The 12,511-nt window shown below is 71.2% G+C and carries 14 protein-coding genes; 7 read left to right on the top strand and 7 right to left on the bottom strand.

Features of this window, described 5'->3' with window-relative positions; all coding sequences use genetic code 11:
* The first annotated feature begins 35 nt into the window (after nt 1-35).
* The gene (locus ACFY5C_RS35165; protein ID WP_389452401.1) at nt 36-815 is read left to right on the top strand and encodes a hypothetical protein; all 780 of its coding nucleotides are present in this window, start codon (nt 36-38) and stop codon (nt 813-815) included.
* A 70-nt stretch (nt 816-885) separates the two neighbouring features.
* Here the strand turns inward: ACFY5C_RS35165 and hutH are convergent, their stop codons facing one another.
* The 3 genes from hutH to ACFY5C_RS35180 all read right to left on the bottom strand — a co-directional run bounded on the left by hutH (nt 886) and on the right by ACFY5C_RS35180 (nt 4,575).
* Nucleotides 886-2,424: a histidine ammonia-lyase gene (gene hutH / locus ACFY5C_RS35170; RefSeq protein ID WP_389452447.1), complete on the bottom strand. Its 1,539-nt coding sequence runs from the start codon at nt 2,422-2,424 to the stop codon at nt 886-888.
* 93 nt (nt 2,425-2,517) lie between these two features.
* Entirely contained in the window at nt 2,518-3,666 is a 1,149-nt protein-coding gene (locus ACFY5C_RS35175) for a diguanylate cyclase domain-containing protein (protein WP_389452404.1), read from the bottom strand.
* A gap of 108 nt (nt 3,667-3,774) precedes the next feature.
* Nucleotides 3,775-4,575 (bottom strand): enoyl-CoA hydratase/isomerase family protein, encoded by an 801-nt coding sequence (locus ACFY5C_RS35180; protein ID WP_389452407.1) that lies wholly within the window; start codon nt 4,573-4,575, stop codon nt 3,775-3,777.
* A 215-nt stretch (nt 4,576-4,790) separates the two neighbouring features.
* On the opposite strand from ACFY5C_RS35180, the gene ACFY5C_RS35185 reads away from it, so the two are divergent.
* Nucleotides 4,791-5,441, top strand: a complete 651-nt coding sequence (locus tag ACFY5C_RS35185) for a hypothetical protein (protein WP_389452450.1) — start codon at nt 4,791-4,793, stop codon at nt 5,439-5,441.
* A 54-nt stretch (nt 5,442-5,495) separates the two neighbouring features.
* Here the strand turns inward: ACFY5C_RS35185 and ACFY5C_RS35190 are convergent, their stop codons facing one another.
* Nucleotides 5,496-6,623: an adenylate/guanylate cyclase domain-containing protein gene (locus tag ACFY5C_RS35190; protein ID WP_389452410.1), complete on the bottom strand. Its 1,128-nt coding sequence runs from the start codon at nt 6,621-6,623 to the stop codon at nt 5,496-5,498.
* Between the two features lie 97 nt (nt 6,624-6,720).
* The gene (locus ACFY5C_RS35195; RefSeq protein ID WP_389452413.1) at nt 6,721-7,581 is read right to left on the bottom strand and encodes a biotin--[acetyl-CoA-carboxylase] ligase; all 861 of its coding nucleotides are present in this window, start codon (nt 7,579-7,581) and stop codon (nt 6,721-6,723) included.
* Between the two features lie 110 nt (nt 7,582-7,691).
* Between ACFY5C_RS35195 and ACFY5C_RS35200 the strand changes: the two genes are divergently transcribed.
* Both ACFY5C_RS35200 and ACFY5C_RS35205 read left to right on the top strand, forming a co-directional pair.
* On the top strand, nt 7,692-9,314 hold the full coding sequence (locus tag ACFY5C_RS35200) for an acyl-CoA carboxylase subunit beta (RefSeq protein ID WP_389452416.1): 1,623 nt from the start codon (nt 7,692-7,694) through the stop codon (nt 9,312-9,314).
* A 17-nt stretch (nt 9,315-9,331) separates the two neighbouring features.
* Nucleotides 9,332-9,541: an acyl-CoA carboxylase epsilon subunit gene (locus ACFY5C_RS35205; protein WP_389452419.1), complete on the top strand. Its 210-nt coding sequence runs from the start codon at nt 9,332-9,334 to the stop codon at nt 9,539-9,541.
* On the opposite strand, the gene ACFY5C_RS35210 is transcribed toward ACFY5C_RS35205, so the two are convergent.
* Entirely contained in the window at nt 9,538-10,668 is a 1,131-nt protein-coding gene (locus ACFY5C_RS35210) for an SGNH/GDSL hydrolase family protein (RefSeq protein WP_389452422.1), read from the bottom strand. The genes ACFY5C_RS35205 and ACFY5C_RS35210 overlap by 4 nt on opposite strands.
* A gap of 121 nt (nt 10,669-10,789) precedes the next feature.
* On the opposite strand from ACFY5C_RS35210, the gene mmpB reads away from it, so the two are divergent.
* Nucleotides 10,790-10,918, top strand: coding sequence for a morphogenic membrane protein MmpB (gene mmpB / locus ACFY5C_RS35215; protein WP_328424162.1), 129 nt, complete (start codon nt 10,790-10,792; stop codon nt 10,916-10,918).
* A 31-nt stretch (nt 10,919-10,949) separates the two neighbouring features.
* Nucleotides 10,950-11,570, top strand: coding sequence for a nucleoside triphosphate pyrophosphatase (locus ACFY5C_RS35220; protein WP_369273060.1), 621 nt, complete (start codon nt 10,950-10,952; stop codon nt 11,568-11,570).
* On the opposite strand, the gene ACFY5C_RS35225 is transcribed toward ACFY5C_RS35220, so the two are convergent.
* Nucleotides 11,539-12,054 (bottom strand): hypothetical protein, encoded by a 516-nt coding sequence (locus ACFY5C_RS35225; RefSeq protein WP_389452425.1) that lies wholly within the window; start codon nt 12,052-12,054, stop codon nt 11,539-11,541. The genes ACFY5C_RS35220 and ACFY5C_RS35225 overlap by 32 nt on opposite strands.
* A gap of 364 nt (nt 12,055-12,418) precedes the next feature.
* On the opposite strand from ACFY5C_RS35225, the gene ACFY5C_RS35230 reads away from it, so the two are divergent.
* The coding region (locus tag ACFY5C_RS35230) for a biotin carboxylase N-terminal domain-containing protein (protein ID WP_280842533.1) at nt 12,419-12,511 on the top strand (93 nt) is incomplete at its 3' end.

The raw sequence follows: 12,511 nt of genomic DNA on the forward strand, positions 1-12,511 counted from the left end.
TGACGATTCCTTCACATTGGCTTCATAGTCCGCTCATGAAGAGATCATCGGGCGTGCGTGCAGCCGCCACGGTTGCCGTGAGCGCGCTGTCGCTCGCCCTTGTCACGGGTTGCGGTGGGGGGTCGGACGACTCGAAGGGGCCGGACGGGCAGGCCGCGAAGGCGCTCAGCGCCGCGGAGTTGAAGAAGGCGATCATCGCGCAGGGCGAGGTCGAGGGTTACCAGGTGGACGACTCCGGCAAGCAGTTGCCGAAGTCCAAGGACCAGATCAAGAGCAGCGAGGCGCAGTGCCAGCCGCTCGCCTACGCCATGGGCGGGCTGGCGCCGGGCGACTCGGCGTCGAACGCGGCCGTCATGACCCGCGAAGAGAAGAAGAAGCCCACCCCCGACGCCTCCAAGTCCCTGGAGGATCTGAGCGAGGGCGAGATCGAGGACTCGCTCACCGACGCGATGAGCCTCAACCTGACGGTAGTGGGCCTGTCCTCGTACGACGGTGACGGCGCCGCCGCCACCTTCAAGTCGGTGTCGGATGCGGTGAAGAGCTGCTCCGGGGGCTTCCCCCTCACCATGCAGGGCGCGGACCAGAAGATCACCAAGATCACCGCTGAGAAGGCGTCCGGTGCCGGTGACGAGTCCGTGGCGTTCACCGCGGTGAACGAGGAGGACGGCGACGAGGGCACCTCGCACATCGAGGTCGTGCGGCACGGCAGCACCATCGCCACGTACTACACGGTCAACCTCGGCCTGATGTTCTCGGACAAGCCGTACGACGTTCCGGCCGCCCTGATCGACGCGCAGAGCGCCAAGCTGAAGTAACCCGCTCGAGAACTGACCCGCTCAAGACGCATCGGGGCCCTGTCGGTCGTACGACAGGGCCCCTTCCGTGTCACTGGAGCGGGCCGGTGACCTTCTCCACGGCGGCGACCAGCTCTCCGCCGCGCACGAACGCGTCGGCCGCGGCGAGGTCGGGTGCCAGGAACCGGTCGGGCCCGGCGCCCTGGACACCGGCGTCCCGTACGGCGTCGATGGCCGCCTGCGAGGCCGGTGCCGGGGCGAGCCCCTCCCTCAGTTCTATGGCGCGCGTGGCGGCGTAGAGCTCGATGGCCAGGACGCGCGTGAGGTTGTCGACGGCGGTGCGGAGCTTGCGTGCGGCCGACCAGCCCATGGAGACGTGGTCCTCCTGCATGGCGGAGGAGGGAATCGAGTCGGCGGACGCCGGAACGGCCAGCCTCTTCAGCTCACTCACCAGGGCCGCCTGCGTGTACTGGGCGATCATCAGCCCCGAGTCGACACCCGCGTCGTCGGCCAGGAACGGCGGCAGCCCGTGGCTGCGGTTCTTGTCCAGCAGCCGGTCGGTGCGGCGCTCGGCGATGGAGGCGAGGTCGGCGACGGCGATGGCGAGGAAGTCGAGGACGTAGGCGACGGGCGCCCCGTGGAAGTTGCCGTTGGACTCGACACGTCCGTCGGGCAGCACGACCGGGTTGTCGACGGCGGAGGCGAGCTCCCGTTCGGCGACGAGCCGTGCGTGCGCCAAGGTGTCCCGCCCGGCGCCGGCGACCTGCGGGGCGCAGCGCACCGAGTACGCGTCCTGGACGCGGGGCGCGTCGTCCTGGTGATGCCCGGTCAGCTCCGAACCCTTCAGCACGGCGAGCATGTTGGCGGCGGAGGCGCCCTGCCCCGGGTGCGGCCGGATGGCGTGCAGCTCGGGCGCGAGCACCTTGTCGGTCCCGAGCAGTGCCTCGAGGCTGAGCGCGGCGGTGACGTCGGCGGACTTGTAGAGCGCGTCCAGGTCGGCGAGGGCCATGACGAGCATGCCGAGCATGCCGTCGGTGCCGTTGAGGAGGGCGAGGCCCTCCTTCTCACGCAGCTCGACGGGCGCGATGCCGTGCGCGGCGAGCAGCTCTCCGGCGGGCCGCACACTCCCGTCGGGACCTTCGGCGTCCCCCTCCCCCATCAGCGTGAGGGCGCAGTGCGAAAGGGGAGCGAGGTCACCGGAGCAGCCGAGGGAGCCGTACTCGTGGACGACGGGCGTGATCCCGGCGTTGAGCACGTCGGCCATGGTCTGCGCGACCTCCGGCCGTACTCCCGTGTGCCCCGAGCAGACGGTCTTGAGCCGCAGGAACATAAGAGCCCGTACAACCTCCCGCTCCACCCGCGGCCCCATTCCCGCGGCATGCGAACGGACGATGTTGCGCTGCAGCTGCGCCCGCAGCTCCTGGCTGATGTGCCGGGTCGCCAGGGCGCCGAAGCCGGTGGAGACGCCGTAGACCGGCTCGGGCTTGGCCGCCAGCGCGTCCACGATCCCGCGGGCCGCGGCCAGCGCCGCGACCGCCTCCTCCGACAGCTCGACCCGGGCCCCACCCCGCGCCACGGCAAGGACGTCGGACGCGGTGACCCCGGACGTCCCCACCACCACAGTGTGCATATCCATATTCAGGAGCGTACGCAGTGAAGACGAAGATGTCACTAGTGGCTGACGGGTACACCCCTTACACGCCGGTCGGCACCATCCGGCCGTTCACGGCAGCCGCCCCCGGAACCGCCGTCGCTCCACCGCCCCCTCGCCGGAGGGCTCCGCGTCGGCGAGGCGTACGACCGGGTCGTCCGGCCCCTCCCGCCCGGCGACGACGGGCTTGTCGGACAGCACGGCCTTGGCCTGGTACTGCGCGGCATCGGCCAGCCGGAACAACCGCCGGGCAGAGGGCACGGTCCCGATCGGATCCTGCGTGGACGCAACCCCGCAGGCCACCCCCTCTCCGAGCTCCAACTCGGCGGCACGACGGCACAGTTCGTCCGCGGCCCTCACCACGTCGTCGGCGGCCGGCCCCACGGCCAGCAGACAGAACTCGTCGCCGCCGAGCCGCGCCGCGAGAGCACCGGGCAACATGGCGCCGCACAACGACAGAACCGACCCGAACCGCTCCAGCAGACGGTCGCCCACCGCATGCCCCTGGGTGTCGTTGACCCGCTTGAGCCCGTTGAGGTCACAGACGACCAGGCTGACCACGACCCCGTCCCTGCGATGCCGCTCGATGGCCTCCTCCAACCGCACGTCGACGGCACGCCGGTTGGCGAGTCCGGTGAGCGCGTCGGTGAACGCCAGGCGCCGCGCCTCCTCCAGCCGCTCGCTCTGCGCGAGGCCGGCGGCCACGACGGAGGCGAGCACGGTGGCGAAGTCGGCATCCCCGCGGTCGAAGACGGGTGCCCCGGCGGAACGGGCCACGTAGAGCTCCCCCCACGCCCGCCCGTTCAGCACGATCGGCGCGACGACACAGCACCCGCGCCCGCGACGTCGCAGGGCGGCGACGCGCTGGTGGCAGTACCCGGGCTGCCCGGCGGCGGGACCGTCGGCCGTCTCCACCCAGGCGTTGGGCTCCCCACCAGAAGCCCACCGCTCGTGCAGGAACTCGGTGATCTCCGGGAACTGATGCACGGGATAGGCCTCGTCACCGGGGAACTCCTCCTCGCCCTGGGTGCGGTCCCCCACGTTCACCAGCACCCGCAACCGCCCGAGCTCCCGCTCCCACACCGACAGCGCGGCAAAACTACCGGCCAGCGCCCGACACGCCCCGAACGCCGCCGCCCGCCAGGACTCACGCGGGGTGTGCACCGCCGCCATCCCCTGCGCCAACGCCACTACGGCCGCGAGCCGTGTGTCCTCACCCATTACTCCAGGCTAGGGAGGTTTGCCATGATTTGGGACTTTGGTGTGGCGAACGGGGAGCTCAGCGCCGGCCCACAAGCCGAAGGACACCGTCACTCCCCCCGGCCATCCTCACTCGCCGGGCCACTCTGGCTTCCGCTTCTCATTGAACGCGGCCACGCCCTCCGCGCGGTCCCCCGAGAACGCCGTGGCCCGCCAGGCCGCGTCCTCGACCTCCAGCCCGGCCCGCAGGTCCATGCCGTGCCCGACCCGCAGCGCCCGCTTGGCGGCCCGCAGCCCCACCGGCGAGTTCGCCGCGATCCGCGCCCCGAGGGCCAGCGCCTCCTCCCGGACCTGCCCCTCCTCCACCAGCACATCCACCAACCCGAGCTCGCGGGCCTCGGCGGCCTCGACCCGGCGCGCGGTGAAGATCAGCTCCGCAGCCCTGGCCGCGCCCACCCGCCGCGGCAGCAACTGGGTACCTCCACCCCCCGGGATCACCCCGACCGACACCTCGGGCAGCCCCACCACGGCCGTACGGTCGGCCACGATCACATCGCAGGACAGCGCCAGTTCGAAGCCGCCCCCCAGCGCGAAGCCGTGCACCGCCGCGATCGTCGGGACCGGCAACTCCAGCACCCCCGTGTACGCCCCGCGCGCCACCGGCCGCTGCCGGACCAGGTCGGCGTCACTGAAGGAGTTCCGCTCCTTCAGATCCGCACCGACGCAGAACGCCCGCTCATGCGTCGAGGTCAGGACGACCGCCCGTACGCCGTTGTCCGCGCCCAGTGCCGCACACGCCCCCGCGATCGAACGGGCCATCTCCGTGGACACGGCGTTCATGGCCTTGGGCCGGTCGAGCACGAGCTCCGCGACATGCCCGGGCCCGTGCCTGCGCACCAGCACGAACTCCCCGTACCGCTCCTCACTCATGACACCCTCCGGTTAACGCGGGTTAACAACATTCGCCCCGATCATCGCAGCCGGACCCCTCCGGGGAAAGGCCCACCACGAGCGGTTCCCGAGTCGAGTCCCGACACCCCGTTCGAGTGACATCCCGCCCAACTCCCGCCCTACCGCCAACGACAGCGCATAACGTGCGCGAGCCACGGCGCGTTGGGGGCGTGAGCTCGTTGGGAGGGGTCGTGATGGGTGTGACGGCGGAAGGACCGCAGGCGAGAGGGCCGGCAGCGCGGAGTACCGAAGCGAGCGAGGCACCGGCGGACACCGAGGCGGTCAGCCGCCTCTTCGGCCCCCGCGGCCGCCATCGCCGGCCCCGCCCCCGCAAGGTCCTCCTCGCGGCCGGAGGTCTCGCCCTGGCCGCAGGCGCCCTGAGCCTCGTACGCCTGACCCCCGACTCCGACGTCACCGGCCTCGGCACGGCGGAAGCCGACCCCACCGCGGCCCCCGGCACGGACACGGACAGCGCGACCAACGCCGCGGCCACGATCCCGACGACCACCCCGAAGCCGAGCCCGTCAGCGACGTCCGCCATGGGCGGCCTGGGAACCACGCCGACGACGCGCACGATCGCCGTACCGACCACGAACAGCGTTGCCCCCAAGCCACCCTATGAGCGAGGCCGCCCGGCGCACGCCGCCGCGGCGCCCACCCCCGCACCGGATGCGCCGGCTTCGACAGGTCACGCACAGCGACCGGCCCCAGCCCCTACCAGGACCGCGCCACCGAGCCAGGCCGCATCGAACCCCCCGACGCCCCAGCCGGACCACTCCGACGACGGCAGCGTCTGCATCCCGATCATCAGCCTCTGCGTGGACCGCCTGAGCAACGGCGACTGACGCACGGCCCCCATGCACCGGCCGGTCGACACACAGCCCCGCCCAAAACGGCGTTCAGTCCGCCGGCAACGCCCTGCGCGTCAACAGCCACGGCTCGACAACCCCGAGTCCACGCACCGGCCGCTGCCACATCGGCTGCAGAGCGAACCGGTACACCGGCGGCTCCTCGCCTTCCTTCTCCGCCGCGGCCGCGGCCTCCGCCGCCTCCGCCTCAGAGGCCGGCGCCTCACCCGATCGGATGAGTTCCTCCGCGAACGCACTGTCGACGAGGACGGCGTCACGCGGAGCTATCGACGTCAGCCGGGAGGCGAGGTTCACGGTCGTACCGAAGACATCGCCCATTCGGGTGGTCACCGTGCCGAAGGCGATGCCGACGCGCAGCTCGGGCATCGTGTCGTCGTTGGCCATCGTCTCGATGAGCCGCAGGGCGATCTCCGCGGCGACCGACGCGTCGTCGGCCGAGAAGAGCACCTCGTCGCCGAGCGTCTTGACCAGTCGCCCACCGCGCGCGGCCACCAGGTCGGCCGCGGTGGTCTCGAAGGCCTCGACGAGTTCGCCGAGTTCCTCCTCCTCCATCCGACGGGTCAGCCGCGTGAACCCGACGAGGTCCGCGAAGCCGACGCACAGCCGCCGGTCGACCATCTCCTCGTCGTCGGCGGCCTGCACGACCCGGCCGGTCGCGGCGGCGAGCTGGCGGCGCCAGACGTAGACGAGGAACTCCTCCAGTTCGGGCAGGAGCAGCTCGACCAGGGGATACGTCACCTCGGTCCGCGTCATCCCCGGCTCCGGCGGCTCGGTGAGCCCCTCCAGGAACGAGTCGATCTGCCAGTCGGCCAGACGCGCGGTGGTCTGCCCGGTGGATCTGGCCACCTGGACGGCCATGGCCTCGCTGAGCAGCCCCGCCTCGACGAGACCGGCGAGGCGCCTGAGCGCCAGTACGTCGGCCTCGGTCAGCGCCTTGGCCTGCCCGATGTCGGCGAAGCCCATGGCCCGCCAGAAACGGGACGCCAGCTCCATGGAGACACCGGCGCTACGGGCCGCCTGAAACGGGGTGTAGCGCCGCTCGGCACCGAGGATGAGCTGTTCGAGGCGCAGCGCGAGCGGATCCTCGCCGGGGTCGGCGTCGGGGGGATCCACCCGGCCGTCCTCGCCCGCGCCGGAGCCCGTGTCGTCGACGGTCACGCCTGTTGCCCTTCCGATCTGCCGCGGTCAGTAATCGACCGGCCTTCACTTTACGGCAGGTGTGGGCCACCTCACTCCGGAAGCCCGGCAGGCGAAGTCACGCCAACCTCAAGTGCACGATGTCGCCTGCTCCCACCGGCTCCTGCACGCCCTCGGCCGTGGCCAGCACCAGCCGCCCGTCCCCGTCGATCGCGACCGCCTCCCCCATGATCGACCGATGCCCCGGCAGCTCGGCCCGCACCACTCTCCCCAGCGTCGCGCACCCCGCCGCATACGTCTCCTGGAGCTCGCTCACCACCGGATCTCCGGTGGCGGCCCGCCACCGTCCGTACCACTCCTCCAGCGAGCGCAGGATGCCCCGCAGCAGGGGATCGCGGTCCGTGCTCACGGCTCCGGCGAGGGCCAGGGAGCCTGCCTGCGGCACCGGCAGCTCGTCCGCACGCAGCGTGACGTTGATGCCGACGCCGATGACCACGCCTGCGTCTCCGGCCCGCTCCGCCAGGATGCCGCCGGCCTTGCGTTCCTCGCCGCCGACGGTCACCAGCAGGTCGTTCGGCCACTTGAGTGCCGTGTCGACGCCTGCCGCGCGCGACAGGCCCGTCGCCACGGCGACGCCCGTGAGCAGCGGCAGCCAGCCCCAGCGGGCCGCCGGCACCTCGGCCGGGTTCAGCAGCACGGAGAAGAACAGCCCCGAGCGGGGCGGTGCCGTCCAGGTGCGGTCCAGGCGGCCCTTGCCGGCCGTCTGCTCCTCGGCGACCAGCACCGAGCCCTCGACCGCTTTGCCGTCGGTCGCCAGGCCCACCAGGTCGGTGTTGGTGGAGCCGGTGCGCTGCACCACCTCCACCTCGCGCCACAGCCCGCCCTCCCGGACGAGCCCGCGCCGCAGGGCGGCGGCGTTCAGCGGCGGGCGGTCCAGGTCGGACCAACGGCTGTCGTCTGATGCATCTCGCGGCGTCATGCAAGCCACCCTAGGTGTGTGAAACGCCGCACTGCTGTTTCGCAGGCCCCCCACTACTCTACGGATGAGTAACCGTCCCCCCTTTTGAGCAGGCAGGGAGCGCCATCCCGATGTCCGAGCCGGAAGAGCGTCACGAGATCCAAGAGTCCCAAGGGATCGACATCCACACCACCGCGGGCAAGCTCGCGGATCTCCAGCGCCGTATCGAGGAAGCGACGCACGCCGGCTCCGCACGCGCCGTCGAGAAGCAGCACGCCAAGGGCAAGTTGACGGCCCGTGAGCGCATCGACCTGCTCCTCGACGAGGGGTCCTTCGTCGAGCTCGACGAGTTCGCGCGGCACCGTTCCACCAACTTCGGGCTGGAGAAGAACCGCCCGTACGGCGACGGTGTCGTCACCGGGTACGGCACCGTCGACGGCCGCCCCGTCGCCGTGTTCTCTCAGGACTTCACCGTCTTCGGCGGCGCGCTGGGCGAGGTCTACGGCCAGAAGATCGTCAAGGTCATGGACTTCGCGCTGAAGACCGGCTGCCCGGTCATCGGCATCAACGACTCCGGCGGCGCCCGCATCCAGGAGGGCGTGGCCTCGCTGGGCGCGTACGGCGAGATCTTCCGCCGCAACACCCACGCCAGCGGTGTGATCCCGCAGATCTCCCTCGTCGTCGGGCCCTGCGCGGGCGGTGCGGTCTACTCCCCCGCCATCACCGACTTCACGATCATGGTCGACCAGACCTCGCACATGTTCATCACCGGCCCGGACGTCATCAAGACGGTCACCGGCGAGGACGTCGGCTTCGAGGAGCTCGGCGGCGCGCGCACCCACAACTCCGCCTCGGGCGTGGCGCATCACATGGCCGGCGACGAGAAGGACGCCATCGAGTACGTCAAGCAGCTGCTGTCGTACCTGCCGTCCAACAACCTCTCCGAGCCCCCGGCGTTCCCGGAGGAGGCCGACCTCACCGTCACGGCCGAGGACCTCGAGCTGGACACGCTGGTCCCGGACAGCGCGAACCAGCCGTACGACATGCACGCGGTGATCGAACACATCCTGGACGACGCCGAGTTCTTCGAGACGCAGCCGCTGTTCGCGCCGAACATCGTCACCGGGTACGGGCGCGTCGAGGGCCGCCCGGTCGGCATCGTCGCCAACCAGCCGATGCAGTTCGCCGGCTGTCTCGACATCGCCGCCTCCGAGAAGGCCGCGCGCTTCGTGCGCACCTGCGACGCCTTCAACGTCCCGGTCATCACCTTCGTCGACGTGCCCGGCTTCCTCCCGGGCGTCGACCAGGAGCACGACGGCATCATCCGCCGCGGCGCCAAGCTGATCTACGCCTACGCCGAGGCGACGGTCCCGCTCATCACGATCATCACCCGCAAGGCCTTCGGCGGCGCCTACGACGTCATGGGCTCCAAGCACCTCGGCGCCGACCTCAACCTGGCCTGGCCCACCGCCCAGATCGCCGTCATGGGCGCCCAGGGCGCGGTCAACATCCTGCACCGGCGCACCATCGCCGAGGCGGAGTCGGGCGGGGACGACGTCGAGGCGGTGCGCGCCCGGCTGATCCAGGAGTACGAGGACGCCCTCCTCAACCCCTACGTCGCGGCCGAGCGCGGCTACGTCGACGCGGTGATCATGCCGTCCGACACCCGCCGCCATGTCGTACGCGGTCTGCGTCAGCTGCGCACCAAGCGGGAATCCCTGCCCCCGAAGAAGCACGGCAACATCCCCCTCTAGGCCTGCTGGGAGCCGTCATGAACATCAAGGTCCTGCGGGGCAACCCGACACCCGAGGAGCTGGCCGCCGCACTGGCGGTGGTCCGCGCCCGCGCCGCGGCGGCAGCAGCCACGCCGCCCGGCGCACCCAAGCCGCGGGACGGGTGGTCGGACCCGTCCCGCATCGCCGCGCACCGGCTGCCGCAGCCGGGTCCGTCGACGTGGGCGCGCACGTACTGGCCCGTCTAGAGGGCCGTTGACACGGCTTCGGCCATCACCTCGTACCCGGCGTCGTTCGGGTGCAGGTGATCGCCGAAGTCGTACGACGGACGCAGCCGGTCCGGGTCCGCCGGATCGGCCAGCGCGCGGTTCAGGTCCACCACCGCGTCGTACTCCCCCGAGCTGCGGATCCATTCGTTCAGCTGGTGGCTCACCTTGGCCGCCCGCTCGCCCCAGTGGTCCGAGCCTGCGAACGGCAGCAGCGTCGCCCCGATCATCCTCAGTCCCGCCGCCCTGCCCTGCCGTATCAACTCCCGGTGTCCGGCGATGAGTTCCCCGGCCTCCACCACCGGGGCCGGCTTGTAGGTCGGCTGCTCGTCCGTCTCGCTGAAGCCGATGTCGTTCAGGCCCAGGAGGACGACGAGCGTGTCCACCCCCGGCCGGTCGACAACGTCCCGGCGCAACCGGTGGACGCCCTTCTCGCCGTACCACGCCGAGTCGTTGAGCAGCAGGTTCCCGCCGATGCCCGCGTTCAGGACCGGCCGCCCCGTGCGCTCGGCGAGGACGTCCGGCCAGCGCCGGTCCGCGCCCGGTGTCGACCCGAAGCCGTCGGTGATCGAGTCGCCGAACAGGGCGACGGCGTCCGTACGGCCGGCGTCGACCTCCACGGCCGACAGGAAGTACCAGGACTCGGTCGCCGCGTCGAAGCCGTCGCCTCCGGGGTCCGCCGACCGGTCGCCCTCGCCCCGGTAACTGGTCGTGAAGGCCTGGGCGTGGAAGGTCGCGGGGCCGGTTGCGGTCGCGAAATGGAGCGTGACGGTCACCGACTCACCGGCGGCGACGGCGAGGGGGACGTCGTCGCTGACCAGCTCCCCGCGCGCCGGTATCCGGCCCTCAGCGGCGCCCCCGAAGGTGAGGCGCGTGAGCGACCCCGGCTGCACGGCTGCCCCGGCGGCCGTACGCCCCACGCTCGCCCCCTCAACCCGAACGGGCGAGGTGCCGTAGGCGTGCGAGAGCCGCACCCGCACCCGGCCACCTCCGGCCGAGAGCCGTACGACCTGCCGCAGCGACTGGCGCCAGAAGCCGTCGCGGGACCAGTTGGGGGTGAAGCCCTCGCTGGGCAGCTGAGGTGATGCGGTCCAGGAAGTGGTGAACATGGCACGACCCTCCAAACGGGACTGAGATCCCTTTAGTTAATGGAACGGTAGCACCGTTTAGGGGAAAGTTGAGTATGCGTACTCAGGCGCCGCCGCGAACCGCCGACCGACGATGGAAGGCATGCTGTGGTCCGACCCCGAGAACGAGCCGCCCGAGGAACTGCGCGAGACGCAGGAGATGTTGCGGCGGCTCGGCGTTCTCATGGCGCTGGCCATGGTGCTCACGATGATCGTGCTCGGTCTGAGGTGAGTCCGGCCGGGCACGCCGATACGCTGAGCGCATGACTGATCAGCCCCGCCGCCGGCTCGTCCTGGCCTCCCAGTCCCCCGCCCGGCTGAATCTCCTCCGCCAGGCCGGTCTGGCCCCCGAGGTCATCGTCAGCGGCGTCGACGAGGACGCCGTCACCGCGCCCACCCCCGCTGAGCTGGCGCTGGCCCTGGCCGAGGCGAAGGCCTCCGTCGTGGCGGCGAAGCCCGAGGTCATGGGCGCGATCGTGATCGGCTGCGACTCGGTCCTCGACCTGGACGGCCAGGCACTGGGCAAGCCGGCCGACGCCGAGGAGGCCACGGCGCGCTGGAAGTCGATGCGCGGCCGGGCGGGCACGCTGCAGACCGGCCACTGCGTCTATGACACCGCGACCGGCCGGTACACCTCCGCCACCGCCTCCACCGTCGTCCGCTTCGGCGAGCCGACCGACGAGGAGATCGCCGCGTACGTCGCCTCCGGCGAACCCCTCTACGTCGCCGGGGCGTTCACCCTCGACGGCCGCTCGGCCCCGTTCATCGACGGCATCGACGGCGACCACGGCAATGTGATCGGCATCAGCCTGCCGCTGGTGCGCCGGCTGCTGGCGCAACTGGGCATCGGCATCACGGAGTTGTGGGCGCCGGCGGAGGCGTGACCGGAGAGCCTCCCGCCGGGGAGCCTCCCGCCGGGGAGCCGTCGCCGCCCTTGCCGCTGTCGGGTGCGGCGTCGGCGGGCTCCTCGGGGGCGCCCTGGGCGTCGTACGTCATCAGCAGCAGCACTATCAGGCCGAGCACGCCGACCATGAACAAGAACGCCGTCCAGCCCACCAGGCCCCAGGCGAGCGCACCCAGCAATGCGTGCACCACAGCCGCACTGATCAGCAGGATGCGGCCGAAGCCGGCCGGGGCGCGGTCGCGCACGGCCACGAGCAGGGCGACCAGGCCGCACAGCGCGAAGTAGGCGCCGAAGACCAGGCCGCCGACCTTCGAGGACACCGACATCACGTTCGGGTCGAGCCCCGCCAAGGACATGTCCTGTCGGTCGACGACGACCCCGAGGAACCAGTTCACCGCCGCGATGCCGAGCGCCTCCGTGAAGAGCACGACCGCCACCACCCACGCCACCGGCCTGCGCACCACCGGCCCCCACCCACTTCCGAGCTCCGCGCCGTTACCCCAAGTACGTTCAACTACATCGCGAACGCTACTAACGGGTAAACCCCGGGACAAGGGTTCGGCCGAGGGCAAAGAATCATTGGGCCATTCGTAGGGATTCCACAAAGAAACCGAGTGGCCCGCAGCACGTGATGACAGAGACCTTGACCACAGAGGAGGGCTAGGGTTTTCCGGGAGAGACCTGCGTGCCGCGGCGCGACATGGGATTTCGCAGGTCGAGCGAGCCTGGAATCACGCTCCGTGTGGGCAAGCTCACCACTGGGGACGGGTCGATGTGGCGTGTCGGCAGTCCCTAAACTCGGCTTGTTTCAAGGAGGGAGCCTCAATCGTGCGCAAGGTGCTCATCGCCAACCGTGGCGAAATCGCTGTCCGCGTAGCCCGGGCCTGCCGGGATGCCGGGATCGCGAGCGTGGCCGTCTAC

This window comes from Streptomyces sp. NPDC012935 (assembly GCF_042900345.1).
Lineage (GTDB): Bacteria > Actinomycetota > Actinomycetes > Streptomycetales > Streptomycetaceae > Streptomyces.